This is a genomic window from Stenotrophomonas sp. SPM (assembly GCF_003105135.1).
Classification (GTDB): domain Bacteria; phylum Pseudomonadota; class Gammaproteobacteria; order Xanthomonadales; family Xanthomonadaceae; genus Stenotrophomonas.
On the sequence record NZ_QETL01000061.1, the window covers coordinates 1 to 23,625 of the forward strand.

Genomic DNA, 23,625 nt, shown 5'->3' on the forward strand with positions numbered 1-23,625 from the left:
GAGGCCAGGGCCAGCAACGGTTCCGGCACCTGGCCGGGGGCGGTGGGCAGGTGGTGGGCCGGCGGGCTGGCCAGTTCGATGGTCGGCGCGTCGGCCGGGCCACTTACCCGCACCGGCAGCAGGCCGGCGGCGCACTGCTGGACCAAGGCGCCGCCCTCACCCGGCGTGGCCAGGCCGCAGGTGACCGCTGCCCAGGCCGCGCCGACGCTTGGGTGGCCGGCGAACGGCAGCTCGCTGCCCGGGGTGAAGATGCGGATGTGGTAGTCGGCACCGGCGACGCTGGGCTGCAGGAAGAACACCGTCTCGGACAGGTTCAGCCACGCGGCCAGCGCCTGCATGCGCCCGGCGGACAGCCCGCCAGCGCCCAGCACCACGCCCAGCGGGTTGCCGCTGCCGGGCTGGTGGGCGAAGACATCAAGCTGCAGGTAGCGGAAGGCGGCCATCGGCGGGTCCATTGGGCTTAGAATCGAAGGTTCCGTCCCCTCGGGCGGCTCCCCCACATTACACATAGCCTATCCATGTCAGTTTCCCCCCTTGTCGATCGTTGGATCGTACTGAAGTTCGGCGGCACCTCGGTGTCGCGTCGCCACCGCTGGGACACGATCGGGAAGCTGGCGAAAAAACGCGCGGAAGAGACCGGCTCTCGCGTGCTGGTGGTGGTCTCGGCGCTGTCCGGGGTCACCAACGAACTGACCGCGATCGCCGATGGCGCGCCGGACAGCCGCGACCGCGTGGCCGCCCTGGTCGAACGCCATGAGGGCTTCCTGGTCGAGCTCGGCCTGGGCCGCGAGGTGCTGGGCGAACGCCTGGCCGCCCTGCAGGGCCTGCTGGATGACCCGCGCGCAACCACCCGCCCGCTGGAATGGCAGGCCGAAGTGCTGGGCCAGGGCGAACTGCTGTCCTCGACCCTGGGCGCGGCCTACCTGCACGCCTCGGGCCTGGACATGGGCTGGATGGATGCCCGCCAGTGGCTGGACGCGATGCCGCCGCAGCCGAACCAGAGCGAGTGGTCGCAGCGCCTGTCGGTGAACTGCCAGTGGCGCGCCGACGCGGACTGGATGCAGCGCTTCCGCGCGCAGCCGACCCGCCTGCTGATCACCCAGGGCTTCATTTCCCGCCACGCCGACGGCGGCACCGCCATCCTCGGCCGCGGTGGCTCGGACACCTCGGCGGCGTACTTCGGTGCGCTGCTCGGCGCCAGCCGCGTGGAAATCTGGACCGACGTGCCGGGCATGTTCAGTGCAAATCCGCGCGATGTGCCGGACGCGCGCCTGCTGACCCGCCTGGACTATTACGAAGCGCAGGAAATCGCGACCACCGGTGCCAAGGTGCTGCACCCGCGCTCGATCAAGCCGTGCCGCGACGCGGGCGTGCCGATGGCCATCCTCGATACCGAGCGCCCGGAACTGCCGGGCACCAGCATCGACGGCAGTGCTGCACCGGTACCGGGCGTGAAGGCGATCAGCCGCCGCAACGGCATCGTGCTGGTGTCGATGGAAGGCATCGGCATGTGGCAGCAGGTCGGCTTCCTGGCCGATGTGTTCGGCCTGTTCAAGAAGCACGGCCTGTCGGTGGACCTGATCGGTTCGGCCGAAACCAATGTCACCGTGTCGCTGGATCCGTCCGAGAACCTGGTCAACACCGATGTGCTGGCCGCGCTGTCGGCTGACCTGTCGCAGATCTGCAAGGTGAAGGTGATCGTGCCGTGCGCGGCCATCACCCTGGTCGGCCGCGGCATGCGTTCGCTGCTGCACAAGCTGTCGGACGTGTGGGCCACCTTCGGCCGCGAGCGCGTGCACATGATCTCGCAGTCGTCCAACGACCTGAACCTGACCTTCGTCATCGACGAGGCCGATGCCGATGGCCTGCTGCCGATCCTGCATGCCGAGCTGATCGACAGCGGCGCGATGCCGGTGGAAGAGACCGAAGTGTTCGGGCCGCGCTGGCGCGAGATCGCCGGCACCGTGCGCCCGCGGGGCACGCCGTGGTGGCGTGGCCAGCGTGCGCACCTGCTGCAGCTGGCCGACGCCGGTACGCCGCGCTACGTCTACCACCTGCCGACCGTGCGTGCCCGCGCCCGTGCGCTGGCCGCGATCAAGCCCATCGACCAGCGCTACTACGCGATCAAGGCCAACAGCCACCCGGCCATCCTGCAGCTGCTGGAAGCCGAAGGCTTCGGCCTGGAATGCGTGTCGCACGGCGAGCTGAAGCACGTGTTCCAGCACCTGCCGGAACTGTCGCCCAAGCGCGTGCTGTTCACCCCCAGCTTCTGCCCGCGCGAAGAGTACGAAGCCGGCTTCGCGCTCGGCGTCACCGTCACCGTGGACAACCTGGAAGCGCTGCAGCGCTGGCCGGACCTGTTCCGTAACCGCGAAATCTGGCTGCGCGTCGACCTCGGCCGTGGCGAAGGCCACCACGCCAAGGTCCGCACCGGCGGCAAGGATTCCAAGTTCGGCCTGCCGATGGCGCGCGTTGACGAGTTCGTGCGCACCGCCACCGATCTGGGCACCCGCGTGGTCGGCCTGCACGCGCACCTGGGCAGCGGCGTGGAAACCGCGCAGCACTGGCGCCTGATGTGCGATGAGCTGGCCGGTTTCGCCCGCCGCATCGGCAGCGTGCAGACCATCGACATCGGTGGTGGCCTGCCGATTCCGTACAGCGAGGAAGACGAGCCGTTCGACCTGGACGCCTGGGCCGAGGGCCTGGCCGAGGTCAAGGCGCTGCACCCGGCGTTCCGCCTGGCGATCGAACCGGGCCGCTACCTGGTGGCCGAATCGGGCGTGCTGCTGACCCATGCCACCCAGGTGGTGGAAAAGGACGGCGTGCGCCGCGTCGGCCTGGATGCCGGCATGAACACGCTGATGCGCCCGGCCCTGTACGACGCCTGGCACGACATCGAGAACCTCAGCCGCCAGGGCGGTTATGCCGAAGCGGCGTTCGATGTGGTGGGCCCGATCTGCGAGTCCAGCGATGTATTCGGCAAGCGCCGCAAGCTGCCGGTGTCGACCGCGCCGGAGGACGTGATGCTGATCGCCGATGCCGGTGCCTACGGCTACGTGATGTCCAACACCTACAACCAGCGGGCGATGCCGCGCGAAGACGTGATCGAGTGATCGCCGCCCTTCGCGCCCTGCACCCGCCCACCGACACGTCCTGCGCCTTCGCGCGGGGCGTGCCTGACCGCGCTTGAACTGGATCCACCATGACTGCTTTCGATAAACACCAGGTTTCCCGCTTCCGTTTCGTCCGCTGCGAATTCGCCGCGGATACCGGCGTGGCCAAGCTGGTCTACGCCTTCGACGACGGCCCGGAGATGGTGGAAACCATCACCGTGCCCGGCGCCCCGTTCGTGCTGGACGAGGCACGTGCGGCCGCGGTGCAGCGTGCGCTGCAGCTGCTGCACCTGATCGCCGGTGTCAGCTACTACAAGGCGGGCGTGCCGGAGACGGTCAGCATCGACAGCTATGCCATCGATGCCGAGACCGCGGCGCTGGTGGAAACGGTCTTCCTCAACGGCCTGGGTGAATTCGCCTACCGCAACGGCCTGAACCTGCGCGGGCGTTTCCGCCTGCCGGTGCAGGGCGACGCGGTGCAGGCGCCGGTGCTGGGCCTGCAGCCGCATGCGTTGGTGGCCATCGGCGGCGGCAAGGATTCGCTGGTCAGCATCGAAGCGCTGCGCCGTGCCGGCGTGGACGAGACGGTGACCTGGATCGGCGGTTCGCAGCTGATCCGCGCCTGTGCCGAGCGCACCGGCCTGCCGACCCTGAACCTGGGCCGCGCGCTGGCGCCGGAGCTGTTCGAGCTGAACCGCCAGGGCGCGTGGAACGGGCATATCCCGGTCACTGCGGTGAACTCGGCGATCATGGTGCTGGCCGCGCTGCTGCAGGGCGTGGACCAAGTGGTGTTCTCCAACGAGCGTTCGGCCAGCTACGGCAGCCAGATTCCGGGCACCGGCGAAGTGAACCACCAGTGGTCCAAGGGCTGGGCGTTCGAGCAGGCCTTCGGCAACCACGTGCAGAAGCAGGTGGCCGCCGATCTGCAGTACTACTCGCTGCTGCGCCCGATGTCCGAGCTGGCGGTGGCCCGCCAGTTCGCCAAGAGCGATTTCTACGACGCGCATTTCTCCAGCTGCAACCGCAACTTCCACATCCTCGGCGAGCGCCCGGTGAACCGCTGGTGCGGCGTCTGCCCCAAGTGCCACTTCGTGTTCCTGGCGCTGGCCCCGTTCATGCCCAAGACCCGCCTGGTGCGCATCTTCGGTCGCAACCTGCTGGACGACGCCGGCCAGGCCGGTGGCTTCGACGCGCTGCTGGAGTTCCAGGACCACAAGCCGTTTGAATGCGTGGGCGAAGGCCGCGAATCGCGCGCGGCGATGGCGACCCTGGCGCAGCGCCCGGAATGGAAGGAAGACGTGCTGGTGAAGCGCTTCTGCAACGAGATCCAGCCGCAGCTGGATGCCGCTGAACTGGAACTGGCACCGCTGCTGCAGCTGCAGGGCGAGCACCGCATTCCGGCCGCGCTGTGGGAACGTGTGCGTGAAGATTTCACAGCTTGAACGAAAGCGGGTTGCGCTGTGGGGCTGGGGGCGTGAGGGCCGCGCGGCGTTTGCCGTGCTGCGCGCGCGCCTGCCTGCGCTGGCCCTGAGCCTGTTCTGCCCGGCCGCCGAGGCCGAGGCGGCGCGTGCGGAAACGCAGGGTCAGCTGGACGTGCGTGGCGAGCCCTCTGCCGAGGCGCTGGCCGCGTTCGACGTGGTGATCAAGTCGCCCGGCATCAGCCCCTACCAGCCGATCGCGCTGGCGGCGGCAGGGCAGGGCACGGCCTTCATCGGTGGCACCGCGCTGTGGTTTGCCGAACACGCGGCTGAAGATGGCATCGTGCACGACACCGTGTGCGTGACCGGCACCAAGGGCAAGAGCACCACCACCGCGCTGGTTGCGCACCTGCTGCGCGCGGCCGGCCACCGCACCGGACTGGTCGGCAACATCGGCCTGCCGTTGCTGGAAGTGCTGGACCCGCAGCCCGCGCCCGCGTACTGGGCGGTGGAGCTGTCCAGCTACCAGACCGGCGAAGTGGCACGCAGTGGCGCCCGCCCGCAGGTGGCGGTGGTGCTGAACCTGTTCCCGGAACACCTGGACTGGCACGGCAGCGAGCAGCGCTATATCGAGGACAAGCTGCGGCTGGTGACCGAGGCTGCGCCGCGCATCGCCGTGCTCAACGCCGCCGATCCGCACCTGGCCGCGCTCTCGTTGCCCGACAGCGACGTGGTCTGGTTCAACCAGCCGCAGGGCTGGCATATGCGCGGCGACATCGTGCACCGTGGCGAACAGCCCGTGTTCGATACCCGCAACACACCGCTGCCGGGCCGCCACAACCGCGGCAACCTGTGCGCGGTGCTGGCCGCGCTGGAAGCACTGGGCCTGGATGCCGTGGCGCTGGCACCGGCGGTGCAGGATTTCCGCCCGCTGCCCAACCGCCTGCAGCGCATCGGCGCGGCCGATGGCCTGACCTACGTCAACGATTCGATCAGCACCACGCCGCACGCCAGCCTGGCCGCGCTGGAATGTTTCGCCGGCCAGCGCATCGCGCTGCTGGTGGGCGGGCACGACCGTGGCCTGGACTGGACCGATTTCATGCAGCACATGGCGCACGACGTGCCGCCGGTGGAGATCGTGACCATGGGCAGCAACGGCCCGCGCATCCACGCGATGCTGCAGCCGCTGGCCGATGCCGGCCGCTTCGGCCTGCACGCGGCCGGCGACCTGCCTGAAGCGATGGCGCTGGCACGCGCGGCGCTCGGTGCGCAGGGCGGGGTGGTGCTGCTGTCGCCGGGCGCGCCGAGTTTCGGTGCCTACCGCGATTACGTGGCCCGCGGCCGCCATTTTGCCGAGCTGGCCGGGTTCGAGCCGGACAGCATCAGCGCGATTCCGGGCCTGGGCATCGCATGATCTACCCGCCCGGGGTCGGATCCCTTTCCGCAGGAAAGGGCCCTGACCCCGGCGCGTTGCAGGGGCGCGTTACGATGCGCACATTCCCGGACGGATTCGAGAAGCCCGATGTGCACCTTCATCACCCTGTTCCTGCCCACCTCGTTTGCGCACGTTGACGCCGCCGCGATCATGGAGCGTAGTGGCCGTTGCCTGTTCGCGCAGGATTCGCCCAGCCTGCAGGCCGCGGTCGGGCCCGGCTGGCAGCCGTGGCTGAGCGCCGCGCACTGCGATTGCGGCACGGCGCTGGCGTCGGCGCAGGCCGAGCCGGAATGGAAGGGCGATGCCGACCGCTGGCGAAAGAAGGGCTGGAGCGAAGCGAAGATCGCCCGCGCGCTGGCCGAGCAGTTGGCGCGACATGCGCAGGATCAACAGCTGCGTCGCGATAAAGCCCTGGGCGATGCCGGGCAGTGGTTGCAGCGCATCGATGCCCTGCTGCAGCCCGGGGCCGCGCGCATTGGCCTGCTGGTACGCGACTACGACGGCGCGGTGGGCGCCCGGCAGCCGGCGCCGCCGGAACGCCATTGGTCGCGGGGCCAGTTGGCCGCAGCGGATCTGCTGGCGCTCGCGCCGGGCACGTTGCATTGGATCGAGCGCGGGTGAGACCGTTATCCACGCATGGCGTGGATCTACTATTCAATCGACGTCCTGATCGATGAACGCGTAATCGCCCTCCATCAGCTGCTGCAGGTACGCATCGAAGCTGGGCGCGATGACCGCATAACTGTCCGGATCATGCAGGTAGCGAACCACCTGGCCGACGGTGCCGCCCGGTGCCGGGTCGAAATCCAGGTAGAGCATCGAGGTGCCGCCGTTGTTCATGCAGTGCGAGAAGCACAGGCGGCGGTCCATCGGCAGATCGGCGTCGATGCCGTCGCCGAGGATCTCCGGCTCGTCGTCCAGCCATTCCTCGTAGATGGACCGGATGCTGTCGTCCCACTGCTGCTGGTCTTCGAAGATCTGCGCGACCGAGCGCAGGTAGTAGGGATAGCCGCCGTCCTCGACGTCCGAACCCAGCATGTAGACCACGACCTTGCCGCCGGGATACTCGCGGAAGTGCGTGCCATCCACCCGCGACAGCAACGCCAGCAGGCTCTCGGGCACCAGCGGCCACTGCGCGCGCAGGCCCTGCAGATCCTCGGCACTGGCGCCCTGGACGTGCGCCCATTGCGCTGCGTCCTCGGCCGGCAGGCGTGGGACAAGGCCAGACAGAAAGCGATCAACAAGGTTCATGCAATAAAGGGGGACGGAGGGGACCAGGTCGTATCCAACCACACCTGCGTCACGTCGCCAATGCAGAATGCGACCCGGGAGGGCGTTCTGCGACTTGATTCCCTCCGTCCCCTTTTCATTGGAGCAGGCGCATGAACCGATGGCGTTGTGGTGTGGCGATGGTGCTGGGGCTGGCGGCGATGCCGGCCTGGGCGGCGATGAAGACCCAGCCGGTGGAATGGAAGCACGAGGGCACGACGTTCAGTGGCGTGCTGGTCTATGACGACGGCGACAACGACAAGCGCCCGGGCCTGGTGATGGTGCCCAACTGGAAGGGCGTGAATGAGTCGGCCATCGAGAAGGCCAAGCAGCTGGCCGGCGATGACTACGTAGTGCTGGTGGCCGACGTGTACGGCAAGGGCGTGCGGCCGAAGACCGATGCCGAGGCCGGCCCGGTGGCGACCAAGCTGCGCAACGACCGGCCGCTGCTGCGTGCGCGTGCGCTGGAAGCGGTGAACGTGCTCAAGGCCCAGGCCGGCAAGGCGCCGCTGGATGCCAGCCGGATCGGTGCGGTGGGATTCTGCTTCGGCGGCACCACGGTGCTGGAACTGGCCCGCGCCGGTGCGCCGCTGGCGGGTGTGGTCAGCCTGCACGGTGGGCTGGGTTCGCCGCTGCCTGCACAGGCCGGTGGCAGCCATCCGTCGGTGCTGGTGCTCAACGGCGCCGACGACAAGAGCGTGACCGCCGAGGACATTGGCAGCTTCCAGAAGGAAATGGACGCGGCCAAGGTCGATTGGGAATTCACCAATTACAGCGGCGCGGTGCACTGCTTCGCCGAGCGCGATGCCAACAGCCCGCCGGGCTGCCAGTACAACGAACGGGCGGCCAAGCGCGCGTGGAAGGCGCTGGATGAGTTCTTCGAGGAGCGGTTCCGGTAATCAAAGGCGTGCCGACCAACGGTCGGCACCTACCACCGCTTTGGGTGGGTGCCGACCGTTGGTCGGCACTACCGGTCAATGCGAGCGCTGCACCGCGTAACGGGCCAGGCCGCGCAGGGCTGCAACGGCATCGTTGTCGCCCAGGCCGTCGAGCGCGCGTTCGGCGGCGTCGGCGTATTCCTCGGCACGGCGGCGGCTGTAATCCAGGCCACCGGTGGCGCGGATGGCCGCCAGCACTTCCGGCATGGCCGAGGCGTCGCCGTCCTGCACGATGCTGCGCAGGCGCTCGCGGGTCGCGTCGTCCGAATGGGCCATGGCGTGGATCAGCGGCAGGGTCGCCTTGCCTTCGGCCAGGTCGTCGCCCAGGTTCTTGCCCAGTTCCTCGGCGTTGGCCGAGTAATCCAGCACGTCATCGGCAATCTGGAAGGCGTAGCCCAGGTTCATGCCGTAGTCGTACAGGGCCTGCTGGGTGGCTTCGTCCACGCCGCTGGCCAGCGCGCCCAGGCGGGTGCCGGCAGCGAACAGCACGGCGGTCTTGCGCTCGATCACGCGCAGGTAGGCCGCTTCGTCGGTGTCCGGGTTGTGCACGTGCAGCAGCTGCAGCACTTCGCCTTCGGCGATGCGGTTGGTGGTGTCAGCCAGGATCCGCATGACCGGCATGCGGTCCAGTTCCACCATCAGCTGGAAGCTGCGCGAATACAGGAAGTCACCCACCAGCACGCTCGGCGCGTTGCCCCACAGGGCATTGGCGGTGCTGCGGCCGCGTCGCAGGCTGGATTCGTCCACCACGTCGTCGTGCAGCAGGGTCGAGGTGTGGATGAACTCGATGATCGCCGCCAGCTGGTGGTGCTCCGGTCCGGCCTGGCCGACCGCGTGGCCGGCCAGCATCACCAGCATCGGGCGCAGGCGCTTGCCGCCGGCGGAAATGATGTGGTCGGCGATCTGGTTGATCAGTACGACGTCCGAGGACAGCCGGTCCCGGATCAGGGCATCGACGGCGGCCATGTCGGCCGCAGCAAGCGACTGGATCTGGGGCAGGCCCAGGGCGGGACGGGTGTCTTCGGTGATGGTCATGCGATCAGGCTTTCAGGCTCACCGCCAATTATAGGGTCTGGCCGTGAAATCGGGCGGAAACCGGCACGACCGGCCATTTCGCAGGCCGTTGGCCGGCGCTGCGGCGTGAATACGTATGCAGGCAGCGCCATGCCCCGGAAGCCACCGCTAAGCTTGCTGGAGTTGGTTTTCGGCCCGCTTCCGGTGGGTCCCGCATGCCCGGAGGGGGGCTGTCGATGTCGCACAATCCATGGTGGCGCGGAGCCGTCATCTACCAGATCTACCCGCGCAGCTACCTCGACGCCAGCGGCGACGGGGTGGGCGACCTGCCGGGCATCATCCAGCGCCTGGACCACATCGCGGCGCTGGGCGCCGATGCGATCTGGATCTCGCCGTTCTTCAAGTCGCCGATGGCCGATTTCGGCTATGACATCGCCGATTACCGCGATGTCGACCCGCTGTTCGGCAGCCTGGAGGACTTCGACCGCCTGCTGGCCAAGGCGCATGGCCTGGGTCTGAAGGTGATGATCGACCAGGTGCTCAGCCACACCTCGCTCGAGCATGCCTGGTTCCGCGAGAGCCGCCAGGACCGCACCAACCCCAAGGCCAACTGGTACGTGTGGGCCGACCCGCGTGAAGACGGCACCCCGCCCAACAACTGGCTGTCGCTGTTCGGTGGCGGTGCCTGGCAGTGGGAGCCGCGCCGCGAGCAGTACTACCTGCACAACTTCCTGGTCGACCAGCCGGACCTGAACTTCCACAACCCGGACGTGCAGCAGGCCACCCTGGACAACGTGCGGTTCTGGCTGGACCGTGGCGTGGACGGCTTCCGCCTGGACGCCATCAACTTCTGCTTCCACGACGCGCAGCTGCGCGACAACCCGCCCAAGCCGGCGGACAAGCGCGTGGGCCGCGGTTTCAGCCCGGACAACCCGTACGCGTACCAGTACCACTACTACAACAACACCCAGCCGGAAAACCTGCCGTTCCTGGAGCAGCTGCGCGCGCTGCTGGACGAGTACCCGGGGGCGGTGAGCCTGGGCGAGATCTCCTCGGAGGACTCGCTGGCCACCACCGCCGAGTACACCCAGGACGGCCGCCTGCACATGGGCTACAGCTTCGAGCTGCTGGTGGACGACTACAGCGCGGCCTACATCCGCGACACGGTCTCGCGCCTGGAAGCGGTGATGACCGAGGGGTGGCCGTGCTGGGCCGTGTCCAACCATGACGTGGAGCGGGCCGTGAGCCGCTGGGGCGGCCGCCCGTCCGACCCGCGCCTGGCCCGCATGCTGGTGGCGATGCTGTGCAGCCTGCGCGGCTCGGTCTGCCTGTACCAGGGCGAGGAACTGGGCCTGGCCGAGGCCGAGGTGGCCTTCGAGGACCTGCAGGACCCCTACGGCATCACCTTCTGGCCGAACTTCAAGGGGCGCGACGGCTGCCGCACGCCGATGCCCTGGACCGACGCCCCGTTGGCCGGCTTCACCACCGGCAAGCCCTGGCTGCCGATCCCGGCCGAGCACCGGGCGGCGGCGGTGGCGGTGCAGGACGCCGACCCGGGTTCGGTCCTGACGGCCTTCCGGGCCTTCTTGGCCTGGCGGCGGACCCAGCCGACCCTGCAGCACGGGGACATCCGTTTCCTGGACAGTGCCGAGCCAGTGCTGCTGTTCGAGCGTATGCTTGCAGATGAAACCCTCCTGCTGGCCTTCAACCTGTCGGCCGAGGCGGTCAGCCATCCGCTGCCGGCCGGTACCTGGCAGCAGCTGGACGTGCCGGGTCCGGATGCGGGCACGGTCGAGGGCACTGAACTGCGGCTGCCGCCGCGCGCGGTGTATTGCGCACGACGCAGCTGACCGATTTCTCCGGTGGCGGTACTTGCGGGGACGGGGCCGAAGCGCCCCGTCCCTTTTTTGTGGGTGGCTGTTGGCCGTCACTTTCCAACTACTGGAATGGAATCGGCCGGGATGGGCGTGGACACTGGTGGCCCCTACATGGTGGACCTCCGATGCGTTCCTTTGCTTCCCTGACCCGAGTGTTGTTGCTGGCAGTGGCGCTTTCCGCTGCATGCCCCCTCTCCGCCACACCCATCGTGATCGTGGGGCCCGCGCTGGAGGATGCCTTTGAGGGGTCTGACGTGGTACCTGGCCTGAAGCAGCTGCTCGGGCCGGAGTACCTGGCGTTCCGGCGCAACTTCGATGAGTCGGCGGTGCCGGTGCCGTTGAAGGATGGGGGCCTGCTGCTTGATGGGTGGCGATTGGGATTTCCCTCACATCACGCAGCTGCCGTGGTGGTCTACCCCGATGGGACGCTGCATGCGGCCTACTACAACGCTGAAGATCGAGCGGCGCGGTACTTCTCCACATCGGGTGGACTTCAGCACCGCGCACTGCTGGTTTGGGCAAAGCGATTTGACCTGCCTCTGGATCAATCGCATTCCCCTCACCGTTCTGTGGAAGAGACTCCCAGAGCATCCGTGCTGGCAGTGCCGAGTTTGGAAGAGCAGGCAGCCATGCGATCGGTGGCCGCCGCGAGCTGGTCTGCCGAGCTGGCCTCGGGTTGGAACATGAATACCGAAGTGGGGCGCGTTCTCGGTGAGGCCACCAAGCAGATCATGGACTGCTCTGCCGCCTTCAGCCTCGTGCCAAAGCCTGCGGGCTGGGTGCCAGGTTGGGCGTATGTTGCGCAGACATCGGTCCAGATCGTCGCCTATGTCACGGGTGCGTCGGCGCATAGGGTCTACCGATCCTGTGTCATTGCTACCGCCAGTCGCCAGCGCTCGTTCATCGAGTTTGCCTCGGGCGGGTTCTGAGCACGGAGCGAGGGCATCGTGTGGGAACTGCTGGGCCAGATTGTTTCCGTTGTCCTCAACAATGTGGGCCACGCGCTTGGCAGGTTCAGTGGTCGTGTCTTGCTGGCGCTGATGCTGGTCATTGCGATCAGCTGCGCCTTTCTCATCTTGTAATCTTCTGGCGGGCGCATCCACGCATGGCGTGGATCTACTGGAGGAGTTTGGTCTTGGTGGGTGCGGACCTTTGGTCCGCACGGGGCGCAAGAAGAAAACCCGCTGCCTGCGCAGCGGGTTTCCGGTCCTGCTCCCCTTGTTGCGTCGCCGGGCATGGCCCGGCGCTGCCGATGGGTTGCCGGCAGCGGCCGGCACTACCGATCTTGGTCAGAACTTGTAGTTCACGCCCAGCACGTAGGTGCGGCCCCACTCGATGTATTCCAGCGGGCGGTCCTTGGTACCGGCGTAGGTGCGATACGGTTCATTGGTCAGGTTGCTTCCCTGCAGCAGCAGGGTCAGGCCACGCATGGCGCTGCTGTCGCTGAAGGTGTAGCTGATCTGCGCATCGGTCACGTTCTCGCCCACCACGTAGCGCAGCGTGCGGTTGCCGTTGAAGTTGCCGATCTCACCGATGAAGTCCGAACGACGGCGCTGGCTCACGCGTGCTTCAAAACCGTTGCGCTCGAAGTAGGCGGTGAAGTTGTACACGCGGTCGGACAGGCCGGGCAGGCTGATCGGATCCGAACCCACGCTGGAGGCGCTTTCCGGGTCGAGGATCTTGATGTCGCTCTTGTTGAAGGTGGCGCTGGCCTGCACGCCGAAGCCACGCAGGCTCTCGGTCAGCATGTCCAGCGGGAACGATGCGGTCAGTTCCAGGCCCTTCAGCGTGCCGCCCTTGCCGTTTTCCGGGGTGGAGAACGTGCCGGTGGTCAGCACCGGCACGGTCATGCCCGGCGGCGGCACGTAGCTGCCCAGCAGGTCGGTGAAGTCGTAGTCGTCCACCGACTGGGTGTAGACGTAGCTCTTCAGGTCCTTGTAGAAGATCGCGGCAGCCACGTAGGCCTTTTCACCGAAGTACTTTTCGTAGGACAGGTCGAGCGCGGTGGCGCGCCACGGATCCAGCAGCGGGTTGCCGCCGCTGCCGCCGGGCTTGCCGGTGGCGGTATCCACGCCGAATTCCAGGCCGGCACGCATCTGGTCCACGCGCGGGCGCGCGACCTGCTTGGCCGCGGCGAAGCGTAGCGTCTGCTGGTGCGGGAACATGAAGGCCAGGTTCAAGCTCGGCAGCCAGTCGTTGTAGGTCTTGCCGTTGGAATACGGCTGGATGTTGCTGCCGGCCGGCTGCGAGCTGTCCCAGTAGCGCGAATCCGAGCTCTGGTCGGTGTGCTGCATCTGCACGCCGATGTTGCCGCGCACGCCCACTTCACCGATGTCGGTGTTGAGGTTCAGGCGCGCCCAGGCGGTGGTGATCTTTTCCTGCACGACCCACGACTTCGGGATCAGGTAATCGAGGTTGTCGACCGGATCGAAGGTCATGTAGCGGCCGACGGCCGCCGGCACGTTCCAGGCCGGGATGTAGCCGATGCCGGCAAAGCCCAGGTTGACCGGCGAATACTGCAGGTCCGAGGCGATGTTGGCATCGCCCTGTGCGCCCAGCAGGATGTTGCCTTCGGACTGGGTCTTCACCTTGCGGCGGTCGGCGTAGTTCACGCCCACATCGATGTCCGGCGCCCACGAGGCGATGGCCTCGGGCAGGGCGATGGTCGCGGCCAGCTTGGCACCCTTCAGGCGGTCTTCCACCTGCGGCACCTTGCCGTAGCCGGAGCCGTAGATGGTGTTGGTCAGGAACAGCGCATCGGGATTGGAGTAATCCAGGCCCGGGGTGATCTGCGAGAAGCCATTCGGACGGATCTGCAGGCCGATGGTGTCCAGCTGCGGCATCGGGGTGAGCTGCAGGTTGTTTTCCAGGTTCAGCTCATCACGCGTGGCCTTGGAGTAGTTCACATCGGCGACCAGCTTGACGCTGCCGAAGGTGAACTCGTTGTTCCAGCCGAACGCGTCGATCTTGTCCTTGCGCTTGTTGTACATGCCGCGCACCAGCGGGTACACGCCGCTGGCGGTGCCACCGGTGAAGGTGCCATCGGCGTTGACCTGCGGGTTGCTGATCAGCAGGCCCGGGGTATAGCCACCGTTGTAGTTGCTCAGGTTGAGCTCGAACTGGTTGGCGGTGTCGATCTGCTCGGCTTCGGTGTGGAACGCATCGAAGGTGCTGGTCCAGGCGTTGTTCGGCCGGAACTGGATGGTGGCCATCACGCCGTCGCGCTTGTTGTTGCCGGTACGGCGCAGCGCCTTGATGCCATCGGAGAAGTAGGTACCCGCAGCCACGCCCGGACGGTTGCCGTTGGTGGTCTGCTCGGTGGTCCACGGCTCGTACAGGCCGACCTGGTTTTCCTGGATCGGGTTGTCGCTGTGCGCGTAGCCGATCGAGATGCCCAGGGTCTTGTCGAAGAACTGGTCGATGTAGCTGGCGCTGAAGCGGTTGCCGAATTCATCGACGTTGGCGGCTTCGCCGAGCGAGCTCTTCTGCAGGCGGCCGCTCACCGCGATCACGCGGTCGGGGAAGCTGAGCGGACGCACGGTCTGCATGTCGATGGTGCCTGACAGGCCCTGGCCGACCAGGGCTGCGTCCGGGGTCTTGTAGACGGTCACGCCGTTGACCAGTTCCGAGGGGTACTGGTCGAACTCGACGCTGCGGTTGTCGCCGGTGCTGACCACTTCACGCCCGTTGAGCAGGGTGGTGGCGAAGTCGGGCGACAGGCCGCGCACGCTGATGACCTGGGCACGGCCGGCCACGCGCTGGGCGGCCAGGCCGGGCAGGCGGCCCAGCGACTCGGCGATGCTGACGTCGGGCAGCTTGCCGATGTCTTCGGCCGAGATCGCTTCGACCACCGAGGTGGCGTCCTGCTTGATCGCGATGGCGTTCTCGATGCCGCGGCGGATGCCGGTGACCTGCACGGTGTCCAGGTTGGTGGCGGACGTACCGGTGGTGGTGGCGGTTTCGGTGGACTGCGTGGACTGTGCCGATGCCAGTGACGGCACCAGTACAACGGCCAGCGCCAGACTCAGCGCGGTGCGCTTGTGGTTCAACATTTTCCCCTCCCAGGCAATGTTGTAGAGCATCTTGTGGTCGTCCCGGCGGTGCCGTGGACGTGCGACGCGGTGGCCGCTGTCGTCGCCGCTATGGTAGGCAGCGGCTTCTCCGCGGGAATCACCCTGCATACGTATTCAATGGCTTTCACAGCGTTGTAATCGATTCCAGTGCCCGTATCCCGGCGCTGGGCGCCGCCGCCCGAGCGTGGGCTCGGGCGCTACCGTCTAGAGCCGAGCCCATGCTCGGCTGCGTTTCCATCGGCCCGCGATTCAGAGCGGGGTGAACCGGATCGCCTGGCCACCGCCCGGTGCCAGCACCAGGGTCAGTGCATCGGCGCTGGTCACCTCGCGCGTCTCGCGCTTGAACGCGAACGGATTGCTGCGGAAATCCGCGCCTTCGCCATCGCGGTAGATCTCGGCGCGGTAGCGCACGCCCGGCTCCAGGAAGCTCAGCGACACCGGCAGCACACGGCCGTGCTCATCGGTGATGCTGCCCAGGAACCAGTCGCGGCTGTTGCGGTCGCGGCGCACGATGGTCACGTAGTCGCCCACTTCGCCATCGAGCACGCGGCTCTGTTCCCAGTCCACCGCCACGTCCTCGATGAAGCGGAACGCCTCGCGGTGCTGCAGGTAATGCTCGGGCAGATCGGCGGCCATCTGGATCGGGCTGTACAGCACCACGTACAGCGCCAGCTGGCGGGCCAGCGTGCTTGGAATGGCCTGGCCGTGGCGGCCCTTCAGGCTGAGGATGCCGGGCGTGTAATCGAACGGCCCGGCCAGCATGCGGGTGAACACCAGGTTGACCTCGTGTTCGGGCGGGTTCGGCGGCTGGCCCCAGGCGTTGTATTCCATGCCCCGCGCGCCTTCGCGCGAGATCCAGTTCGGGTAGGTGCGGCGCAGGCCGGTGTCCTTGATCGGCTCGTGCGGGTTCACCGACAGGTGCCGCTGTGCGGCTTCCTGCACCACCTTCAGATGGTGGCGGGCCATGAACTGGCCGTCGTGCCACTCGCGCCACAGCGGGCCGCCGGCCGGATTGCGGCGGTCGATCTGGCCGTCATCGCAGACGTAGCCGGTCTTGAACTGGTCCACGCCCAGCCGCGCATACAGGTCCAGCGCGGCGCCCAGCTGGTCCTCGTAATGCTCGATGGCGCAGCCGGTTTCATGGTGGCCGATAAGGTGCACGCCCTTCTTCAGGCCGTAGGCGGACAGCGCCTCGATATCGAAATCGGGCGTGGCACGGGTGAAATCGAAGTCGTAACCGTTGCCCACCCACATGCCGTCCCAGCCGGGATTCCAGCCTTCCACCAGTACGCCGCGGAAGCCGTGAGCAGCGGCGAAGTCGATCACCTTCTTCGTCTTGGCGGTGGTGGCGGCATGCTTCGGGCCGGTCGCCCAGCTTTCGTTATCCAGGTGCATCGACCACCACACGCCCAGATACTTGGCCGGCTTCACCCAGCTGACGTCGCCCAGCGCATTGGGCTCGTTGAGGTTGAGGATCAGGTCCGACTCGACCAGGCCACCGGCACGGTCGGCGATCTGCAGGGTGCGCCACGGCGTGGCGAAGGGCAGGGCGCGGCGCACTTTCCAGCCTTCGGCCGAGGGCGAAAGCTGCGCGCGCAGGCGCTGGCCCTCGGTGCGGCGCAGCCACATGCCGGCGTAGTCCACCAGCGCGGCCTCGTGGATGGCCACGTGCAGGCCGTCGTGGCTGCGCAGGGTCATCGGCGTGTGCACCAGCGGCGCTTCACGCAGCGGCGTGCGCTGGTAAAGGTACTCGTAGTGGATCGGTTCGCCGGCCGGAATCCACCAGGCGGTCGAGTCGGGCGCGATGGCGAACTCGGTCAGTTCGTCATCGATGATCGCCTCGCGCAGGTTGGGCTGCTCGGGGAACACATAGCGGAAGCCGAGGCCGTCGTCGTACACGCGGAACACCACGTCCAGGCGGCGCTTGCTGCCGGTGGTCTCGGCCAGCTGCACGGTCAGTTCGTTGAAGTGGTTGCGGGTGACCCGGCGCTCGCCCCAGGGCTGTTCCCACGTATCATCGACGCTGCGCCGCTGCTGGCCGAGCAGGGCAAAATCGCGGTCGAGGCGGCCGTCGCGCAGTTCGAAGCCGAGCTTGGAATCGGCCACCACGGGTTCGCCGAAACGTTCGACGCGGTAGCGCGCGGTGCCACCGTCCAGCACCAGGCTGACCGTGAGCACCTTGCCCGGTGATTCAACGCTGGCGACCTGTGGCGCAGCCTGGGCCAGGGTGGCCAGGCCCAGCAGGGCCAGCCCGAACAGATGCGCGAACACCGCGCGTAGTGCAGCAGATGAAGCCGGCATTTCCCCTCCCAAGGCGCCATTGGCAGACCCGGACCATAAGCCAGCGCGGCGGTTGGTCTTCACGCAACTGCGATGAATACGTATGCAACTGGCCGCAGGCCGCAGCGCCGCGTCTACCATGGGGCCAAGGCACCTTGAGGGAGGCGCCGCGCCCGCGCACCGTCATGGTGGCGCGGACCCACAACGGTGCAGAGAGGGAGGGAGGTCGACGGGCGCAAGCCGGTCTGCCGCTTCGATGCTGAAGATCATTTGCCTGACGGCTGCCCTCGGGGCAGCGCTGGGAACGACCGCGCATGCGGCCGACCTGGAATTCAACGGCCGCCATGCGCGTGCCGAAGCCGCTGCCAAGGGCAGCTTCGTGTTGCATGCGCCCAAGGGTGAGGTGCAGATTGCTGCCGCGCCCATGCGCAGCCAGACCGCCAGCGTGATGTTCGACGCGCTGTTCGCACTGGCCCAGCAGGAAATGGACCAGGACCGCGTCGACGCGATCCGCGATCCGTCCTTCGACGAAGGCCGCCCGGTGCCGTGCGAGTGCTTCCAGACCGGCGCGCGCTGGCCCTATGTGTGGACACGCGATCTCAGCTTCGCCGCCGATCTGGCGCTGGCGAAGCTGGACCCGCAGCGCACCCGGCAGTCGCTGCAGTTCAAGCTGTCGGCCGCGCGCGATGGCCATACTCCCGGCCTGTTCGTGGCCCAGGACACCGGCTCCGGTGGCAGCTGGCCGATCAGCAGCGACCGCGTGGTGTGGTTCCTGGCCGCGCGCCACCTGCTGGATGATCCGGCCTTCGCCGACCAGGTCTGGCAGGCGCTTCAGGGCACCCTGGCGCAGGACCGGGCGATGGTGTTCGACGCGCAGATGGGCCTGTACCGAGGCGAGACCTCGTTCCTGGACTGGCGCGAGCAGACCTACCCGGACTGGACGCGAGAGAACGTGCGCTTCATCGGCGATTCCTACGCGCTGTCCACCAACGTGCTGCACTACCAGGCCCTGCGCCTGGGCCAGCACATGGCCGCGCAGCTGGGTGACGAGCGCAGCGAGCAGTACAAGGCCTGGGCCGATGCGCTGGCGCTGCAGATCGATGCGCGCTTCTGGCGCGAGGACATGGGCCAGTACATGAGCTATATCGGCGAAGCGGCGCACCCGGTGCCCTACGCCAAGGTCGACTTGCTGGGCCTGTCGCTGGGCGTCCTCGCCGACGTGCTGCCGGCCGAACGCGCGCAGCGTGCGCTGGCCGCCTATCCGATGGGGCCGGCCGGCAGCCCGGTGGTGTGGCCGCAGGAAGCGCAGCAGCCGATCTACCACAACCGCGCCATCTGGCCGTTCGTCAGCGCCTATTCGTTGCGCGCCGCGCGCAAGCTCGATGATGCCCCGCGCATCGCCGCCGAGATCCGTTCGCTGATGCAGGGCGCGGCGCTGGCCGGTTCCAACATGGAGAACTACGAACTGGTCACCCAGGCCGTGCACGTCGACGAAGGCGCGCTCAGCGGCCCGGTGGTCAATTCCGAGCGCCAGCTGTGGTCGGTGGCCGGTTACCTGGCCATGGTCAGCGAAGGCGTGTTCGGCCTGCAGGACGATGGCAGCGTGCAGCCCAAGCTGCCGGCCAGCCTGGTGCCGGACCTGTTCGGAAAGCAGCGCCGCATCAGCCTGGACGCTAACGGCAAGCGCTACGTGCTGGAGCGGCCGAAGCAGCTGGGCGAGGGCCTGCTGGTGGCCGGCAAGGTCAAGACGCGCGGTACGACCACCACCGTGCAGCTGGTGCCGGCCGCTGCCACGCCGCGCGCTGCAATGGCCAGCGCCGATGCCAATGCACGGGCACCGGCCACGCCGGCCGCGCCGCAGGCCAGGCGCAGCGGCAAGGGCTGGACCGTGGCCGTGGCCGCCGGCCAGGTGCTGTGGCAGGACGGCAAGGCCGTGCAGCCGGCCAAGGGCGTGGCGCGCGTGGGCGACGATGGCCTGCAGCATTGCCTGAGCCTGACCCGTCGCGAGGGCACGCTGGAATCGCTGCACAGCCCGATGCTGTGCGTGGGCCCGCAGCAGGTGCTGCGCGGTGACCGGCAGTGGCGCTTCACCACGGCCAAGGCCGGCCATGTGCGCCTGCGCCTGCAATACAACAACCCTAACGGGCCGATCAACACCGGCGTGACCGCAGCCGTGAAGCAGCTGAACCTGCAGTGCGCAGGCCAGCCGGCGCAGCGCCAGACCGTCACCCTGCCGCACAGTGTGGCCGCGCAGGAATCCACGGCGGTGAGCTTCGCCGTGCCCAAGGGCCGTTGCACGGTCACGCTTGAGGAAGGCTTCAACATGAGCGCACTGCAGCACTTCGCGCACTACACCGGTGGCAAGGGCGGGCGGGAAGGCGTGCTCAACCAGGCCCAAGTGCAGGCGCTGAGGGTGGCACCGGTTGCAGCGGTCGAGGGCGCACGATGAGCCGTCCCGCCAAGCCGCAGCTGTCGTTCTGGCAGATCTGGAACATGTGTTTCGGCTTCCTTGGCATCCAGTTCGGGTTTGCCCTGCAGAACGCCAACGCCAGCCGCATCTTTGAAACGCTGGGCGCATCGCAGGACGCGGTGCCGGGGCTGTGGATCGCCGCGCCGTTGACCGGCCTGCTGGTGCAGCCGGTGGTGGGCTATCTCTCTGATCGCACGTGGACGCGCTGGGGCCGGCGCCGCCCGTTCTTCATGGTCGGTGCGGTGCTGACCACGCTGGCCCTCCTGGTGATGCCGAACTCGCCCACGCTGTGGATCGCCGCCGGCACGCTGTGGGTGCTCGATGCCTCCATCAACGTGTCGATGGAACCGTTCCGCGCTTTCGTCGGTGACCAGCTGGCGCCCCGCCAGCGGCCCACCGGCTATGCGATGCAGAGCTTCTTCATCGGCGTCGGCGCCATCGTCGCCAGCTTCCTGCCCTTCATCCTCACTCACTTCGGAGTCAGCAACACGGCGGCACCGGGCGAAGTGCCCGATTCGGTGCGCTACGCGTTCTACTTCGGTGCGGTGGTGCTGCTGGCCGCGATCAGCTGGACGGTGTTCAGCACGCGCGAGTATTCCCCCACTGAACTGGCCTCCTTCGACGATGCCGAACCGCCGGCGCACCATGCCGGCGCCACCATCACCGGGCCCGCGCCCTGGGGGCAGGTGGTGCTGTGGCTGGGCCTGGGCGTGCTGCTGGCGGCGCTGATCGCCTGGCGCCAGGGCGACAAGATGCTCTACGTGCTGGCTGGCCTGTGCGCGGGCTACGGCCTGCTGCTGGCACTGGCCCGTGCGCTGCCCGGCACGCACATGCTGGCCGCCATCGTCGGCGACCTGCGGGCGATGCCGGTGACCATGCGGCGCCTGGCTTGGGTGCAGTTCTTCTCGTGGTTCGCGCTGTTTGCCATGTGGATCTTCACCACCGCTGCGGTGGCCGGTACCCACTTCGGTTCCACCGATCCGCAGTCAGCGGCCTATAACGAAGGTGCCAACTGGGTGGGCGTGCTGTTCGGTGCCTACAACGGTTTTGCCGCGTTGGCCGCACTGCTGATTCCGCCGATGGTGCGCGCGCTGGGCCTGCGCTGGAGCCACCTGGTCAACCTGTGGCTGGGCGGGGCAGGGCTGATCTCGATGATGTTCATCGATGATCCGCGCTGGCTGTTGCTGTCGATGGTCGGCGTCGGCTTCGCCTGGGCCTCGATCCTGTCCCTGCCGTATGCCCTGCTGTCGGACAGCGTGCCGGCGGCGAAGATGGGCGTGTACATGGGCATCTTCAATTTCTTCATCGTGATCCCGCAGCTGGTCGCGGCCAGTGCGCTGGGCTTTGCCCTGCGTGCGTGGCTGGGTGACCAGCCGATCCACGTGCTGGTGCTGGGCGGCTGCAGCCTGCTCGTCGCCGGCCTGTGCGTGCTGCGGGTTCCTTCCCGTCCGGAGGTGGTGTGATGCGTGGTGTGTTGGCTGTTGCTGTTTCCCTTGCCCTGTTCGTCGGCCAGGCCGAGGCCGCGCCGCGCCCGGACTACGTCGGCACCACCGAGCCGTTCGCCAGCGACGCGGTGTACTTCGTGGTCACCGACCGCTTCGTCAACGGCGATACCTCCAATGACCACCGCGACCAGGGCGGCAAGCACCGCACCTTCGATATCCCGGTGCCGTGCCCGGATAAGGTCGACGGCAACATCGGCTACCTCGGCGGTGATTTCCGCGGCGTGCTCGACAACGCGCAGTACATCCGCAATCTGGGCTTCGGCGCGGTGTGGATCACGCCCATCGTCGACAACCCGGACGAGGCCTTCACCGGCAGCAAGCCGATCAGCTGCACCAGCACGCTGACCGACCGCGGCAAGACCGGCTACCACGGCTACTGGGGCATCAACTTCTACAAGCTCGACGAGCACCTGCCGAGCAAGGATCTGGATTTCGCCGGCCTCAACAAAGGCCTGCACGATGCCGGCCTGAAGGTGGTACTGGACATCGTCGGCAACCATGGTTCGCCGGCATGGACCATGCCGAAGCGGCAGCCGCAGTTCGGCCAGATCTTCGACAAGGACGGCACGCTGATCGCCGACCACCAGAACCTGCCGCCGCAGAAGCTGGACCCGAAGCACAACCCGCTGCACGCGTTCTACAACACCATCGGCCCGGTCGACAACAAGGATGGTTCGATCTTCGATGGCAACCTGGCCGAGCTGTCCGACTTCAAACAGGACAACCCGGCGGTGATGGACTACCTGGTCGGCGCCTACCTGCAGTGGACCGCACAGGGCGTGGACGCGCTGCGCATCGACACCATCGGCTGGCTGCCGCATCCGTGGTGGCACGAGTTCGTCAATCGCATCCGTGCCGCGCATCCGGGCATGTTCATGTTTGGCGAAGCGTTCGACTACAACGCGGCCAGCATCGCCGAACACACCTGGCCGGCCAACGCCAACGTCAGCGTGCTCGACTTCCCGCTGCGTGGCGCACTGGAACAGACCTTCGGCACCACCGGCAAGGGCTTTGAAACGCTGGCCGAACCGCTGCACCTGACCGGTGGCCCGTATGCCAACCCGTACGAGCTGATGAGCTTCTACGACAACCACGACATGCCGCGCCTGCAGGCCAGCGACACCGGCTTTATCGACGCGCACAACTGGCTGTTCACCGCGCGCGGCATCCCGGTGGTCTATTACGGTTCTGAAACCGGCTTCATGCGCGGCCGCGCCGAACATGCCGGCAACCGCGCGTACTTCGGCCAGCAGCGCGTGGATGACGCGCCGCAGAGCCCGATCTTCGCGCCACTGCAGCGCATCGCCAAGCTGCGCGAGGCCACCCCGGCCCTGCAGCGCGGCCTGCAGGTGAACGAGCGCCTGCAGGGGGATGAGGCGGTGTTCTTCCGCGTGCTGCAGCACGGCGACGTGGCGCAGACCGCGCTGGTGCTGCTGAACAAGGGCGATGCCGCGCGCAGCATCGAAGTGGATCGCTACCTGCAGCCCGGCACTTGGCGCGACGCGCTGGGCGGCGGCGAACGGAAGGTGAAGCGCACGCTGAAGGTGGAGGTGCCGCCGCACGGCGTGAAGGTCTACGTGCTGGATGCACGGGTGCAGCAGCCGGCGCTGCAGGCCGAGCTGGACAAGGCCGTGGCCGACCAGCAGGCACGCGACCTGCGGTTGAAGCGGTAGTGCCGGCCGCTGGCCAGCCGCCGCAGATGGATGGCATGTTCAACTGCCGGCTAGCGGCCGGTACTACGACAAGGATGGGTTGAAGGATGCGACGTCTGCTGGTTTCGCTGGGCGGTGGTGCGGTCACCGGTGCCCTGATCGCTGCAGTGACCTTCCCGTGGCTTGCGCGCACCGCCGCCATTGCCATGCCGCGCACGTTCAACGTCCATCTGTGGGATGCACTGGTGGTGTTTGGCTTGGGCGCCAGCGTGGTGGCGCTGCCGCTCATGCTGCTGGGCCTGCGCCTGACCCGGGCGCGTGGCGCTGAGGTGCCCGCGATGCTGGTAACAGCCATCTTCGCTGTCGTGGCAGCCCTGAAAATGGTGGACGCGCTGGACGGCGGCGGCAGCGTGCTGCTGGCGTGGGCGGTGGGCATGCTGCTGGCCGTGCTGGTGCACGGCTTCTGGCAGCCGTCCCCCGCGCTGAACGCCCAGCCCCAGTAGAGCCAGGCCATGCCTGGCTGGAGCCCGCACAAGCTGTAGAGCCGAGCCTGCGCTCGGCTGCGCTTGGGAAGGCAGCCG

At 67.6% G+C, this 23,625-nt stretch carries 17 protein-coding genes; 12 read left to right on the forward strand and 5 right to left on the reverse strand.

Translation table 11 applies throughout. The annotated features are described in order from the left end of the window. A partial coding sequence (locus DCO49_RS13140; protein ID WP_133249432.1) for a PhzF family phenazine biosynthesis isomerase occupies nucleotides 1-443 on the reverse strand: 443 nt, incomplete at its 3' end. Nucleotides 444-518: 75 nt separating this feature from the next. On the opposite strand from DCO49_RS13140, the gene DCO49_RS13145 reads away from it, so the two are divergent. The 4 genes from DCO49_RS13145 (at nucleotide 519) to DCO49_RS13160 (ending at nucleotide 6,587) form a co-directional block, all read left to right on the forward strand. Further along, nucleotides 519-3,113, forward strand: coding sequence for a bifunctional aspartate kinase/diaminopimelate decarboxylase (locus tag DCO49_RS13145; RefSeq protein ID WP_116864410.1), 2,595 nt, complete (start codon nucleotides 519-521; stop codon nucleotides 3,111-3,113). A gap of 89 nt (nucleotides 3,114-3,202) precedes the next feature. Next, on the forward strand, nucleotides 3,203-4,555 hold the full coding sequence (murL, locus tag DCO49_RS13150; protein ID WP_116864411.1) for a UDP-N-acetyl-alpha-D-muramoyl-L-alanyl-L-glutamate epimerase: 1,353 nt from the start codon (nucleotides 3,203-3,205) through the stop codon (nucleotides 4,553-4,555). Beyond that, nucleotides 4,536-5,945 carry a UDP-N-acetylmuramoyl-L-alanine--D-glutamate ligase gene (gene murD / locus DCO49_RS13155; protein WP_116864422.1) on the forward strand — a complete coding sequence of 470 codons (1,410 nt, stop codon included), beginning with the start codon at nucleotides 4,536-4,538 and terminating at the stop codon, nucleotides 5,943-5,945. Before murL ends, murD begins: the two co-directional genes overlap by 20 nt. A 108-nt stretch (nucleotides 5,946-6,053) precedes the next feature. Further along, nucleotides 6,054-6,587 (forward strand): hypothetical protein, encoded by a 534-nt coding sequence (locus DCO49_RS13160; RefSeq protein WP_116864412.1) that lies wholly within the window; start codon nucleotides 6,054-6,056, stop codon nucleotides 6,585-6,587. Between the two features lie 33 nt (nucleotides 6,588-6,620). On the opposite strand, the gene DCO49_RS13165 is transcribed toward DCO49_RS13160, so the two are convergent. Further along, the gene (locus DCO49_RS13165; protein ID WP_116864413.1) at nucleotides 6,621-7,217 is read right to left on the reverse strand and encodes an SMI1/KNR4 family protein; all 597 of its coding nucleotides are present in this window, start codon (nucleotides 7,215-7,217) and stop codon (nucleotides 6,621-6,623) included. 131 nt (nucleotides 7,218-7,348) lie between these two features. On the opposite strand from DCO49_RS13165, the gene DCO49_RS13170 reads away from it, so the two are divergent. Beyond that, on the forward strand, nucleotides 7,349-8,134 hold the full coding sequence (locus tag DCO49_RS13170; RefSeq protein WP_116864414.1) for a dienelactone hydrolase family protein: 786 nt from the start codon (nucleotides 7,349-7,351) through the stop codon (nucleotides 8,132-8,134). A 75-nt stretch (nucleotides 8,135-8,209) separates the two neighbouring features. Here DCO49_RS13170 and DCO49_RS13175 read toward each other — a convergent pair whose 3' ends face one another. Continuing rightward, nucleotides 8,210-9,208 (reverse strand): polyprenyl synthetase family protein, encoded by a 999-nt coding sequence (locus DCO49_RS13175; protein WP_116864415.1) that lies wholly within the window; start codon nucleotides 9,206-9,208, stop codon nucleotides 8,210-8,212. 215 nt (nucleotides 9,209-9,423) lie between these two features. Here DCO49_RS13175 and DCO49_RS13180 point away from each other — a divergent pair, with 215 nt between their 5' ends. The 3 genes from DCO49_RS13180 (at nucleotide 9,424) to DCO49_RS20650 (ending at nucleotide 12,146) form a co-directional block, all read left to right on the forward strand. After that, nucleotides 9,424-11,037, forward strand: coding sequence for an alpha-glucosidase family protein (locus tag DCO49_RS13180; protein WP_116864416.1), 1,614 nt, complete (start codon nucleotides 9,424-9,426; stop codon nucleotides 11,035-11,037). 152 nt (nucleotides 11,038-11,189) lie between these two features. Beyond that, nucleotides 11,190-11,993 (forward strand): hypothetical protein, encoded by an 804-nt coding sequence (locus DCO49_RS20555; RefSeq protein ID WP_243402740.1) that lies wholly within the window; start codon nucleotides 11,190-11,192, stop codon nucleotides 11,991-11,993. A gap of 18 nt (nucleotides 11,994-12,011) precedes the next feature. Further along, nucleotides 12,012-12,146: a hypothetical protein gene (locus DCO49_RS20650; protein WP_279325646.1), complete on the forward strand. Its 135-nt coding sequence runs from the start codon at nucleotides 12,012-12,014 to the stop codon at nucleotides 12,144-12,146. A gap of 207 nt (nucleotides 12,147-12,353) precedes the next feature. Here DCO49_RS20650 and DCO49_RS13190 read toward each other — a convergent pair whose 3' ends face one another. Beyond that, nucleotides 12,354-15,116 carry a TonB-dependent receptor gene (locus DCO49_RS13190; protein WP_165835726.1) on the reverse strand — a complete coding sequence of 921 codons (2,763 nt, stop codon included), beginning with the start codon at nucleotides 15,114-15,116 and terminating at the stop codon, nucleotides 12,354-12,356. Nucleotides 15,117-15,386: 270 nt separating this feature from the next. Then, a complete protein-coding gene (locus DCO49_RS13195) occupies nucleotides 15,387-17,438 on the reverse strand; it encodes a glycoside hydrolase family 97 protein (RefSeq protein WP_116864417.1) in 2,052 nt (683 codons plus the stop codon). Between the two features lie 235 nt (nucleotides 17,439-17,673). Between DCO49_RS13195 and DCO49_RS13200 the strand changes: the two genes are divergently transcribed. From DCO49_RS13200 to DCO49_RS13215, 4 genes are all read left to right on the forward strand, one after another. Next, a complete protein-coding gene (locus DCO49_RS13200) occupies nucleotides 17,674-19,866 on the forward strand; it encodes a Six-hairpin glycosidase-like protein (RefSeq protein WP_116864418.1) in 2,193 nt (730 codons plus the stop codon). Then, nucleotides 19,863-21,350 carry an MFS transporter gene (locus DCO49_RS13205; protein ID WP_116864419.1) on the forward strand — a complete coding sequence of 496 codons (1,488 nt, stop codon included), beginning with the start codon at nucleotides 19,863-19,865 and terminating at the stop codon, nucleotides 21,348-21,350. The genes DCO49_RS13200 and DCO49_RS13205 overlap by 4 nt, the downstream gene beginning before the upstream one ends. Continuing rightward, the gene (locus DCO49_RS13210; protein ID WP_116864420.1) at nucleotides 21,350-23,065 is read left to right on the forward strand and encodes an alpha-amylase family glycosyl hydrolase; all 1,716 of its coding nucleotides are present in this window, start codon (nucleotides 21,350-21,352) and stop codon (nucleotides 23,063-23,065) included. The genes DCO49_RS13205 and DCO49_RS13210 overlap by 1 nt, the downstream gene beginning before the upstream one ends. A gap of 86 nt (nucleotides 23,066-23,151) precedes the next feature. Then, nucleotides 23,152-23,547, forward strand: a complete 396-nt coding sequence (locus DCO49_RS13215) for a hypothetical protein (protein ID WP_116864421.1) — start codon at nucleotides 23,152-23,154, stop codon at nucleotides 23,545-23,547. Nucleotides 23,548-23,625 lie beyond the last annotated feature (78 nt).

Bases quoted from the DNA above. Each gene is read 5' to 3' on its own strand.
- DCO49_RS13145 (WP_116864410.1), top strand. From the start codon at position 519: ATGTCAGTTTCCCCCCTTGTCGATCGTTGGATCGTACTGAAGTTCGGC.
- murL (WP_116864411.1), top strand. From the start codon at position 3,203: ATGACTGCTTTCGATAAACACCAGGTTTCCCGCTTCCGTTTCGTCCGC.
- DCO49_RS13160 (WP_116864412.1), top strand. From the start codon at position 6,054: ATGTGCACCTTCATCACCCTGTTCCTGCCCACCTCGTTTGCGCACGTT.
- DCO49_RS13165 (WP_116864413.1), bottom strand. From the start codon at position 7,217: ATGAACCTTGTTGATCGCTTTCTGTCTGGCCTTGTCCCACGCCTGCCG.
- DCO49_RS13170 (WP_116864414.1), top strand. From the start codon at position 7,349: ATGAACCGATGGCGTTGTGGTGTGGCGATGGTGCTGGGGCTGGCGGCG.
- DCO49_RS13175 (WP_116864415.1), bottom strand. From the start codon at position 9,208: ATGACCATCACCGAAGACACCCGTCCCGCCCTGGGCCTGCCCCAGATC.
- DCO49_RS13180 (WP_116864416.1), top strand. From the start codon at position 9,424: ATGTCGCACAATCCATGGTGGCGCGGAGCCGTCATCTACCAGATCTAC.
- DCO49_RS20555 (WP_243402740.1), top strand. From the start codon at position 11,190: ATGCGTTCCTTTGCTTCCCTGACCCGAGTGTTGTTGCTGGCAGTGGCG.
- DCO49_RS13190 (WP_165835726.1), bottom strand. From the start codon at position 15,116: ATGTTGAACCACAAGCGCACCGCGCTGAGTCTGGCGCTGGCCGTTGTA.
- DCO49_RS13195 (WP_116864417.1), bottom strand. From the start codon at position 17,438: ATGCCGGCTTCATCTGCTGCACTACGCGCGGTGTTCGCGCATCTGTTC.
- DCO49_RS13200 (WP_116864418.1), top strand. From the start codon at position 17,674: ATGCTGAAGATCATTTGCCTGACGGCTGCCCTCGGGGCAGCGCTGGGA.
- DCO49_RS13205 (WP_116864419.1), top strand. From the start codon at position 19,863: ATGAGCCGTCCCGCCAAGCCGCAGCTGTCGTTCTGGCAGATCTGGAAC.
- DCO49_RS13210 (WP_116864420.1), top strand. From the start codon at position 21,350: ATGCGTGGTGTGTTGGCTGTTGCTGTTTCCCTTGCCCTGTTCGTCGGC.
- DCO49_RS13215 (WP_116864421.1), top strand. From the start codon at position 23,152: ATGCGACGTCTGCTGGTTTCGCTGGGCGGTGGTGCGGTCACCGGTGCC.